We start from the raw sequence: 9,056 nt of genomic DNA, 5'->3' as shown, positions 1-9,056 counted from the left end.
TATGCAAAAAGTAGAGAATTGTTCTTTTTGTATTTTTAAAATGTCAAAAGCCGCTATTTAGCGGCTTTTGACTACAATATATTTTTTCTGTACTTGTAATAGACGAGCGAGTAAAAAGATTGCTCCGAAAGCCAATCCTAAAATAAGTCCAATCCAATACCCTTTTGCGGCTAAAGGTGTATAGGTTGCAAGGATATAACCAAGCGGCAGACCTATGACCCAATAGGCGATGAGCGTCATAATAAGAGCGACATTTACATCTTTATAGCCACGAAGTGCTCCTTGTACTGGTGTAGCAACGGCGTCAGAAAATTGGAACAAAATCGCAAATACTAGAAATTGTTTCGTTAAGTCGTGTACAACAGGATCATTTGTATAAATAGAAGCGATATTTTCATCAAATACAAATAGTAAGAGCGAATAAACAAATGCAAAAGCTAGTGCCAAGCCAATCCCTATAAAGCTATAGTGCTTAGCATCTTTATACCGAGATGCACCGACTTCGAATCCAACAGAAATTGTTATTGCCATAGATAAGCTGAGTGGTGTCATATATAAAAGAGACGCGAAATTTATTGCAGACTGGTGAGCGGCGATGGTTGTTGTATTATAATTACTCATTAATAACGTAACAGCGGCAAAAATGCTTGTTTCAAAAAAGATTGCAAATCCAATAGGTATCCCGAGTTTTAACAATTCCTTCCAACTAGATAGGGAGGGACGATAAAGCCATCGAAAGACACCATATGAGGAGAACGGTTCTTTCGTACGAATAATGATAATTGTGATCAGCAAAATACACCAGTATGTGGTTGTTGAGGCAATCGCAGCTCCGACTCCTCCGAGTTTAGGAAAACCGAAATGACCAAAAATGAGTACATAGTTCAACACAATATTAATCGGTAAAGATAGTAAAGTGATAATCATTGTAGTCCGTGTTTTTCCTAAGGCGTCAATAAAACCGCGGAGGACTGTATAAACAAACAGTGGAATGATACCAAATGCGATAATGCTTAAAAATTGACTAGCAATCTGAGCTACTTGTTGCTCCAAATGCATGGCGTGTAAAATAGGTGAAACTGCAAAAAAACCAATTAGCATAACGATAAAGCTGACAAAAATCGCTAAATATACAGCTTGTGTCACAACGTGAGAGACTTTTTCTTTTTGTTTGGAACCGATAAGATGAGCGACAATCGGAGTGGTTGCCATTAAAATACCCGTTAATCCTGTACTAATTGGAATCCATATACTTGTTCCAATTGCAACGCCAGCTAAATCCGTAGCACTCGCATGGCCTGACATCGTAGTATCGAAAAAACTCATGGAAAATAATGATATCTGGGTAACAAATATAGGGAAAAATAATAAGACAAATTGTTTTATTTTTTGTGAAATCGATGTAGTTTCCTTCATATATACTCCTTTCTAATATACAAACAAACCGCTTTAATCATACTATTGAATAAGGATTTAGAAAAGTAATACGTACCTATGTATTTAGAATGAATTTGAAAAAAACAATGCGTGTTTTGTAAAGATGAGGTATTATGATAAAGTGTGAATAAAGCATTAAAAGGTATTAAGGAGGCACGAGTGTGGCTGATTGGTTAATTGGATTAATCATGGGTGCTGTTGAAGGATTGACGGAGTTTTTACCTGTATCATCAACAGGACATATGATTTTAACAGGGCATTTAATTGGGTTTGAAGGAGATAAGGCAAAAACATTTGAAGTTGTTGTACAATTAGGGTCCATTTTAGCAGTTGTTGTTGTATTTTGGAAACGATTATGGTCATTAGTTGGAATTGGACGAGTAAAGCAAGGGCCATCTTTAAACTTATTACATATTATTATCGGAATGATTCCAGCTGGTTTACTTGGTTTTTTATTTCATAGCAAAATCAAAGAGATTTTATTCGGGACAGGACCGGTTGTTATTAGTCTAGTTGCTGGTGGTATTTTAATGATTATTGCTGAGAAGTTTTCAAAACCAAGCACAGCAAAAACATTGGACGAGATTACTTATAAACAAGCATTCACAATTGGAATGTTTCAATGTTTAGCGCTATGGCCAGGATTTTCACGTTCTGGATCTACGATTAGTGGTGGGTTATTAGCTCGTGTATCTCATACAGCGGCTGCTGAATATACATTTATTCTTGCAGTACCGATGATGGTTGCAGCAACAGGTCTTGACTTAATTAAGAGTTGGAATGAATTAAGTGCAGCAGATCTTCCATTATTTGCGAGCGGATTTATTACTGCCTTTGTAGTTGCGATGTTAGCGATTGTTTCATTCTTAAAATTATTATCTCGTGTGAAATTAACACCATTTGCATATTACCGTTTCATTCTTGCTGCGGTGTTTTATTTCTTTGTTTTATAATGAAAAAACTGCCATTGGGCAGTTTTTTATTTTGCTATTCTTTCTATTATATTTTTCATTACGTGTTCCCAAATTGCTGTGTCAGAAGCTAATGTTTTACGGAATTTTGCATACATGTTTTGCTGTTTTTCTTCGAACCCTGGATCTTCCTTATTAGGAAGTGTTGCACGCATAGAGGTAACCAACTCTTGTATTTTTGGTGCTCGAGGTCCCCATACTGCTTTTTCATTCCCATCTTGATCGGTAAAAATAAAAATTGGAATTGCACGTGCTGTACCATTTGTTAAATATTGATCCATCAACTCTAAATTATCATCACGAATGAGTAAGCTCATCTGGATGCCAGCAACTTCGCAAATGCGTTTCATAATTGGTACGCAAAGAAGGGCATCGCCGCACCAATCTGCGGTTAAAACAATAACCTTTAAGTTGTCATTTTGGCGTGTTTCTAAAATTGGAAGAAGTTCATTAGGAATTAAGAAGTTATTGTAAATGTGTAGTAATTCGTATTGATTAACTGCCATGTTATTTACATATGTATCAAAAGACATACCTTTTTCAAACCATTGACGTAATGTCATGTATGACACCTCTTTCTATATTTTCTCATATTGTATCAAGTTTTTTTGTGGAAAGCTTGTGAAATTACTTTTTCTTTTTATCGGTAATCCATAGTTTATCAATTGTGAAAAAGGTTAGGACAATTAACAATTCACCTATGTTAGAAATGGTAACCCCATCAATCCATTCATCTGTAATATGAATCGTAATCCAATCAAAGGAAATTTGTAAAATAGCAAGAAGGAGAAATGAGAGCCATTTAGGCATTTGGTTTAACGGAGCGTTAAAAAATATTTTACACAAACCAATTCCAAAACTACTAAATATGTCTAAAATAAGGCTTAATACAAAAAAGAGAAGAAGAGTTGTTCGAGATGTATATTCGACCCCAGTAAGATGAAATACACCAACAGAAACAAAAAATATAAAAGCCAATGCGAGAAAAATGAGTAGGGAAATACTACTAATTACAAGTGTTTTTTCTTTTATATTTAAATCTGAAAATCGATCGTCTTGTTCTTTCATATAATCCCCCCTACTTGTTTTGGAAAAAAATAACTTTTTGTATATTGTAACATTTTTTAGGAAAATGGAGTATAGGTAGTGAAACTATAATCGGTGGGGACATCCTTCAATTTCGGAAACTTTACATAAAGTAGGTTAAGGGTACTGTTTAATTACCTGGAATAAAATGAAACCAGGGTGCTTCTAGGCACCCTGGTTTCGCGCTGATCAAGTGTACAGCAATTTTTAAAAGCAACCTTTATCATCTATTTCCATACAAGAAAGAAAAGATACATGAATTTCCAAATAAAATGGATGACAAAATGAAAAAAGTACGTTAATATAGTTCATAATGTTTTTATTTAACTATATTAAATACATAGGGGTGCTGTATAAAATGGTTAACAATCGCGAGTTGCTCATCGAGAATTTGTCGACAAATTTTTTTGCTATGTTTCGTACAATCCGTAATGATATGAACAAAATTTTTGAGGATTATATTCCGTGGAATGAATTTCTCGTGTTACGTATTTTAAATCGAAACCAAAAGGAAATGGTTTCTCGTGTTGCGAATGAATTGAATGTATCGAATAGTCATATTACGGCTGTTGCAGAAAAATTAATAAAAAAAGGACTCGTAACGCGTTCACGTAGTACATCAGATCGCCGCGTTGTGTATTTGGAGATTATTGATAAAGGAAAAGAGTTAGTAGCTGAGATGGAAAAACAGAACAAGTTGTATTTGAAAGAACGATTTTCTACATTATCTGAAGAAGAAATGACAGTTATGATTGCTATATCACAAAAATTAATTTAATATAAATCATTTTATGTATTTTGCATTAGGGAACCGTTTTGTTATGTTAAAGCCTTCGCGATCAAGCGAAGGCTTTTCATGTGTATTTTGAATGAAACGAAGCATACTAACAATATTATGATAAAGAAGGGAAGGAAGTTGTATGACGAATCGTAATGGTAGTAAAGGGAGCGGGAATCAAGGAGCACCTAAAGCCGGCCAATATCAACAGGAATTGGGTGCGGAGTTTAATACGGGTGATGATAACAAAGGAAAAGAATATCGTTCGAAAAAAGGAAGCAAATCAAGGAAGGAGTGAAGTATATTCACTTCTTCTTTTTTATATAAATACAAATTAAAAAATCGACAGAAAACCCTCTTTCTTTTGAGGTGGGCGAAAGCGTCTGGCCATGCATAGAAACGGTCAGGGCCTTTTCCTGCCACATGCGATGTTTAAAAAAAATGGAGAAAGCGAGAGCAGGTCATGTTGTATGCTGCATAACAGGGACTTACTGGTTGGAAATTTAAAATGGATATATACGAGAAGTGAATATAAGTAGTGAGATAAAAAAAAGCCATCTTTATTACAAGATGGCATAGGAAGGGGGACAATTTATGTCAATTTAAGTTAGGGACAGAAAGCTGTTCGAGACATTGGGGATGTCTCATTATTAGGGAGGAACAGCTTCGATAGTTATACTATAAAAGACTGATGTGAATTCAATGTGAACTTGGAGTGAAGGAATTAGGAATTTTCTATTTTTTTATCATATCTGGCGAGAAGACCTTCACCTCAAGCGTGAAACGGTAGGTGGGGGTAGTTCAATTGGAAATAAAAGTTGAAATTCATAAGAAAAAAGATTATGCTCAACTATGTTACATATTTTGGAGGACGGATTAAGGGAGTTAGTGCTATGAAAATGATAGAAAAACGAGACTTAAATGATCGTTTTATACGATTAAGTCCACCACAAATTTTAGCAATTGGCTTTTTTGCTTTGATTATCGTTGGGGGAATATTGTTAAAATTACCAATTTCAACAAAAACGTCTATTAGCTGGGTAGATGCTTTTTTTACAGCGACGTCTGCTGCGACTGTAACTGGCTTAGGTGTAGTAGATGTGAATAGTACATTTACCATATTTGGACAAGTTGTCATTATGTTTCTTATACAAACTGGTGGTTTAGGTTTAATGACAATAGCTATTTTAATAGTTTGGGTGTTAGGTAAAAAGATAGGGCTGCGTCATCGCCTTCTTATTGGAGAGGCGTTAAACCAAACGAACATCGGCGGGCTTGTAAAATTAGTGAAACGTGTGTTTTTCTTCTCGATTTGTATTGAATTAGTAGGTGTTGTATTTTTATCTATTCGCTTAGTTCCTGAATTTGGACTTGGGAAAGGACTATATTACAGCTTGTTCCATGTCGTGGCTGCTTATAATAATGCTGGATTTGCATTATGGCCAGATAATTTAACGAGATATGTTGGCGATCCTATTATTAATATTGGTATTTGTTCGTTAATTGTAACAGGCGGTTTAGGTTTTACCGTACTCATTGATATATGGTATAGCCGCAGTTTTCGAAAACTAGTGCTTCATTCAAAAATCATGATTATTGGTACGATTGTGTTAATTGCAGCTTCAATGCTTATCATATTTGTATTAGAGTATAATAACGCAAAAACATTAGGTTCTTTATCATTTGGTGAGAAGTTGTGGGCATCGTTCTTCCAAGCAATTACACCACGTACAGCTGGATTTAATACAATTGATTACGGAAGTATGGGAGAGTCAACGCTATTCTTTACGATGGTGCTCATGTTTATTGGAGCAGGAAGCGTTTCGACTGGAGGCGGTATTAAGCTCACCACTTTTGTTATTTTAATTACATCTGTGCTTTCATTTTTCAAGAAAAAAGAAGACTTGGTTTTATTTCGTCGTACGATAAAAATATCGACAGTGACGAGAGCATTGGCGATTGTCATTGCCAGTCAATTTTTAATTTTTGTGGCAGTATTTATACTAATGCTTACTGAAAATTTTAGTTTTATAGAAGTCTTATTTGAAACAATTTCAGCATTTGGAACAGTTGGATTAACAATGGGGATTACGGCTAAATTATCAGCATTTGGAAAATGTGTGATTATGTTTGTTATGTTTTGCGGATTAATTGGACCGCTAACACTTGTATTTTCACTTGCGCGGCCAGCAAAACAAAAAATTCGCTATCCATCTGAGGATGTATTTACAGGATAAGGTATCTTGCATAAGCAAGATACCTTTTATTGTGTTTAAAAAAGAGAAAAGAATAAGCCGATAAGAGCCGCTCGGAATATTAATGCGACAATTGCTGCTAAGCCACCAACGATTGCAGCAATTCCACCTGTAACAGTAGCCCCGCGGCTAAAAGCATAGATGCCAAGTAGGACAGAAAGAAGTCCAAAGAGTGTTGGGAAAGTAAATAAAGATAAAACTGCAAGAGCGAGTGCGATAAAGCCAGCTGTTGCTCCTCCGGCTTTTGTTTTTACGTCTTCTCTGTCTTTGTAAGGCACACCGTTCGGTGCAATTTCAGCTGCATATTCTTCTTCGAAATGATCTTCGTTTTCTCTATAACGTTCTTCATGTTTATCAGTCAATGTGATATCTCCTTTCATAAAGAGCTTCATGTTTAGTATGAGCTATTTCTGTTTTTTTATCCTATTGTTCGCAAACCGTAAGCCGTACTTTTAGCTCACGTAACTTTTTGGAGAAGAATGTTCTGCAAGAAAGATTTACTTTCAAAAATTATTAAGTTGTAAAAATTGGTATGTCTTTATCATTTTTGGAAACGATAAAAAGGAATTGAAAGGAAAAAGAGGTGCTTTCTATGATGCAACATCCAATTGAAAACTTAATGAAAACAGCAATGACAAATTTAAAAGAAATGGTTGATGTGAATACGATTGTCGGTAAGCCGGTATCAACAGCAGATGGCAGTATTATTTTAACTGTTTCAAAAGTTGCCTTTGGTTTTGGCGCAGGTGGAAGTGATTTTAATGTAAATGAACAAAAAACAGAGGCACAGAGCTTACATCCATTTGGAGGTGGAAGTGGTGCTGGGGTTTCCATTAATCCTGTTGCATTTTTAGTAGTTGGGGCAAATGGGATCCAAGTAATGCACTTACATAGTGGTACACATCTTGTAGAAAAAGCATTGGAAACAGTGCCGGGTGCTCTGCAGAAATTGGTAAATAAGCTGTAATAGGATACTTGTATTTTAAGGGAATTATGATATAGTAGATGAAGTGTGCTTAAAAATGATATGAATATAAGGTAAATGATAATATATAGAGAATGATGATTTATGAAAGACTAAGGGAGAGGTATCAATGATTAACATTAAAAATTTTGTTGTCGGTTTATGTATGTTAGTGAGCGGATTTGTTGTGTACGTACTAAAGGAAAAAGCGCAATTTTAGCAAACAGGCTCATATGTTAGCCTGTTTTTATTTTGAAGAAATTGAAGAAATTGTTGACATTGTTGTTTTAATGGTGTTATAATTTATTTTCGTGTCTCGGTTACAGCTAGTATATATTGGTTATTTTTTGCTTATATAAATCACTGGATTGCTAAAGATCGGGCGATAACGCCAACAACTTTAGTGATTACGTAAATGATGGATTGTATTTGTAAACTGTATACACATACTAGTGTATCAGGAGCGGTCGTTGGAGCCGTAATGATGAGAGAGAGGTAGGGCTTTCATCCAGTATATGTTACTTTCCCGTTAGTTAAATATAGAAAAGAAGGCTACTTTTTAATAAATGGTAGCCTTCTTTTAATGTATTTCCGAAAGAAGTCCCCATCTTCGAGCATGTGATGGGATCGCAAAGTGAAGCTTTCTATAGGATCCCTTATTCATTAAAGTTTCACTTTATTGAATTCTGCTTTCGACTTGTTGACAAATTTCTTCGGTTGTTAATCCTCTTGCGTCAATAACAGATCCCTTTATCACAGCATTACTAATCCCCATTACGTTAGAATCTTGACCGCTTATAACGCAGCAGTCACATCCTTGTACATCACTTTCAGATTGTAATGAGACTACGTCATGTCCCTTTTGCTGCAAGGCTTGTTGTACGTTTGTTAAAGAATTTTCTACACCAATTTTCGCCATGTTATTCACCTCCTGCCATCTAGTAATATGTTCCTTTTTCGGAAGAATATTCACTAATTAGCAGAAGAGTTCACATGTGTGGCAGAGGAAAAGTAAACTAGTCGTTATAAACTCCTGTTAACATATCGCATACAAAACGATCATTTTGCACATCTTGCATCGTATAATCATTTGATTGTACATCAACAGAAGCAATATACATCGGATTTTGTGTCGTTTTATTTTGCTCTACATCTGGAAGTAATTCTACATAATCCTCTAATTTACACAGCCCTTTTGTATTCATTAAATCAAATAACTGAAGCATTTCCATTACCTCTTGTCTTGTTCCTTTAATTTGTAAACATGCCATATGATTTAGCCTCCTCAAATTTGTCAAAATGATTTTTGAAAATAGGATTATGAGTAATAAGGGAAAAATATGAGTGTTATCCTCAAATTTTATTTTTAATTTTTTCACCTCTCTTTATTACTACTATTTTTCCTAAAAACAGATAGGACGTCCGTTTATTGAATACAATACATTCGCATTTTTAGACAAAAATCCTTCTCTTAAACAAATGATTTTTTGTGAGAAAAATGTCGAAAAATATTTTTTGACATTTTGTAAACGTTAACAATGTTGATATATCAATATATAATGGGG

12 protein-coding genes are annotated in these 9,056 nt (G+C 34.9%); 6 read left to right on the top strand and 6 right to left on the bottom strand.

The genetic code is table 11. The annotated features are described in order from the left end of the window. Nucleotides 1–57 precede the first annotated feature (57 nt). Nucleotides 58–1,416, bottom strand: a complete 1,359-nt coding sequence (locus V7024_RS03645; protein ID WP_335515807.1) for an MATE family efflux transporter — start codon at nucleotides 1,414–1,416, stop codon at nucleotides 58–60. A gap of 182 nt (nucleotides 1,417–1,598) precedes the next feature. On the opposite strand from V7024_RS03645, the gene bacA reads away from it, so the two are divergent. Continuing rightward, the gene (gene bacA, locus V7024_RS03640) at nucleotides 1,599–2,390 is read left to right on the top strand and encodes an undecaprenyl-diphosphate phosphatase (protein ID WP_020061857.1); all 792 of its coding nucleotides are present in this window, start codon (nucleotides 1,599–1,601) and stop codon (nucleotides 2,388–2,390) included. A 26-nt stretch (nucleotides 2,391–2,416) separates the two neighbouring features. Here the strand turns inward: bacA and V7024_RS03635 are convergent, their stop codons facing one another. Together V7024_RS03635 and V7024_RS03630 are read right to left on the bottom strand one after the other, a co-directional pair. Beyond that, on the bottom strand, nucleotides 2,417–2,971 hold the full coding sequence (locus V7024_RS03635) for a thioredoxin family protein (RefSeq protein ID WP_335515803.1): 555 nt from the start codon (nucleotides 2,969–2,971) through the stop codon (nucleotides 2,417–2,419). 64 nt (nucleotides 2,972–3,035) lie between these two features. Then, nucleotides 3,036–3,476, bottom strand: coding sequence for a YrvL family regulatory protein (locus V7024_RS03630; RefSeq protein WP_335515800.1), 441 nt, complete (start codon nucleotides 3,474–3,476; stop codon nucleotides 3,036–3,038). Between the two features lie 376 nt (nucleotides 3,477–3,852). On the opposite strand from V7024_RS03630, the gene V7024_RS03625 reads away from it, so the two are divergent. The 3 genes from V7024_RS03625 to V7024_RS03615 all read left to right on the top strand — a co-directional run bounded on the left by V7024_RS03625 (nucleotide 3,853) and on the right by V7024_RS03615 (nucleotide 6,509). Continuing rightward, nucleotides 3,853–4,272 carry a MarR family winged helix-turn-helix transcriptional regulator gene (locus V7024_RS03625; RefSeq protein ID WP_335515797.1) on the top strand — a complete coding sequence of 140 codons (420 nt, stop codon included), beginning with the start codon at nucleotides 3,853–3,855 and terminating at the stop codon, nucleotides 4,270–4,272. A 142-nt stretch (nucleotides 4,273–4,414) separates the two neighbouring features. Continuing rightward, nucleotides 4,415–4,570, top strand: coding sequence for an imidazoleglycerol-phosphate dehydratase (locus tag V7024_RS03620; RefSeq protein WP_335515793.1), 156 nt, complete (start codon nucleotides 4,415–4,417; stop codon nucleotides 4,568–4,570). A 595-nt stretch (nucleotides 4,571–5,165) separates the two neighbouring features. Continuing rightward, a complete protein-coding gene (locus tag V7024_RS03615) occupies nucleotides 5,166–6,509 on the top strand; it encodes a TrkH family potassium uptake protein (RefSeq protein WP_335515790.1) in 1,344 nt (447 codons plus the stop codon). A 35-nt stretch (nucleotides 6,510–6,544) separates the two neighbouring features. Here the strand turns inward: V7024_RS03615 and V7024_RS03610 are convergent, their stop codons facing one another. Further along, complete coding sequence (locus V7024_RS03610) at nucleotides 6,545–6,907, bottom strand: imidazole glycerol phosphate synthase (protein WP_335515787.1); 363 nt, start codon at nucleotides 6,905–6,907, stop codon at nucleotides 6,545–6,547. Nucleotides 6,908–7,122: 215 nt separating this feature from the next. On the opposite strand from V7024_RS03610, the gene ytfJ reads away from it, so the two are divergent. Continuing rightward, nucleotides 7,123–7,494, top strand: a complete 372-nt coding sequence (gene ytfJ / locus V7024_RS03605; RefSeq protein WP_335515811.1) for a GerW family sporulation protein — start codon at nucleotides 7,123–7,125, stop codon at nucleotides 7,492–7,494. A gap of 127 nt (nucleotides 7,495–7,621) precedes the next feature. After that, on the top strand, nucleotides 7,622–7,711 hold the full coding sequence (locus V7024_RS03600; protein ID WP_020063024.1) for a hypothetical protein: 90 nt from the start codon (nucleotides 7,622–7,624) through the stop codon (nucleotides 7,709–7,711). Between the two features lie 456 nt (nucleotides 7,712–8,167). Here V7024_RS03600 and V7024_RS03595 read toward each other — a convergent pair whose 3' ends face one another. Together V7024_RS03595 and V7024_RS03590 are read right to left on the bottom strand one after the other, a co-directional pair. Further along, nucleotides 8,168–8,410 carry a YkuS family protein gene (locus V7024_RS03595; protein ID WP_335515784.1) on the bottom strand — a complete coding sequence of 81 codons (243 nt, stop codon included), beginning with the start codon at nucleotides 8,408–8,410 and terminating at the stop codon, nucleotides 8,168–8,170. A gap of 97 nt (nucleotides 8,411–8,507) precedes the next feature. Then, entirely contained in the window at nucleotides 8,508–8,762 is a 255-nt protein-coding gene (locus V7024_RS03590) for a DUF3911 family protein (protein ID WP_098915513.1), read from the bottom strand. Nucleotides 8,763–9,056: the final 294 nt, after the last annotated feature.

Source organism: Bacillus sp. JJ864 (assembly GCF_036963045.1).
Taxonomy (GTDB): domain Bacteria; phylum Bacillota; class Bacilli; order Bacillales; family Bacillaceae_G; genus Bacillus_A; species Bacillus_A pseudomycoides_C.
The sequence above is the reverse complement of the archived record's forward strand: the minus strand, read 5'-3'. Positions and strand labels throughout refer to the sequence as shown.

Excerpts from the sequence above, each read along its gene's own strand:
- ytfJ (WP_335515811.1), top strand. The coding sequence starts at position 7,123 with ATGCAACATCCAATTGAAAACTTAATGAAAACAGCAATGACAAATTTA.
- V7024_RS03645 (WP_335515807.1), bottom strand. The coding sequence starts at position 1,416 with ATGAAGGAAACTACATCGATTTCACAAAAAATAAAACAATTTGTCTTA.
- V7024_RS03610 (WP_335515787.1), bottom strand. The coding sequence starts at position 6,907 with ATGAAAGGAGATATCACATTGACTGATAAACATGAAGAACGTTATAGA.
- V7024_RS03600 (WP_020063024.1), top strand. The coding sequence starts at position 7,622 with ATGATTAACATTAAAAATTTTGTTGTCGGTTTATGTATGTTAGTGAGC.
- V7024_RS03625 (WP_335515797.1), top strand. The coding sequence starts at position 3,853 with ATGGTTAACAATCGCGAGTTGCTCATCGAGAATTTGTCGACAAATTTT.
- V7024_RS03635 (WP_335515803.1), bottom strand. The coding sequence starts at position 2,971 with ATGACATTACGTCAATGGTTTGAAAAAGGTATGTCTTTTGATACATAT.
- V7024_RS03615 (WP_335515790.1), top strand. The coding sequence starts at position 5,166 with ATGAAAATGATAGAAAAACGAGACTTAAATGATCGTTTTATACGATTA.
- V7024_RS03590 (WP_098915513.1), bottom strand. The coding sequence starts at position 8,762 with ATGGCATGTTTACAAATTAAAGGAACAAGACAAGAGGTAATGGAAATG.
- V7024_RS03630 (WP_335515800.1), bottom strand. The coding sequence starts at position 3,476 with ATGAAAGAACAAGACGATCGATTTTCAGATTTAAATATAAAAGAAAAA.
- V7024_RS03595 (WP_335515784.1), bottom strand. The coding sequence starts at position 8,410 with ATGGCGAAAATTGGTGTAGAAAATTCTTTAACAAACGTACAACAAGCC.
- V7024_RS03620 (WP_335515793.1), top strand. The coding sequence starts at position 4,415 with ATGACGAATCGTAATGGTAGTAAAGGGAGCGGGAATCAAGGAGCACCT.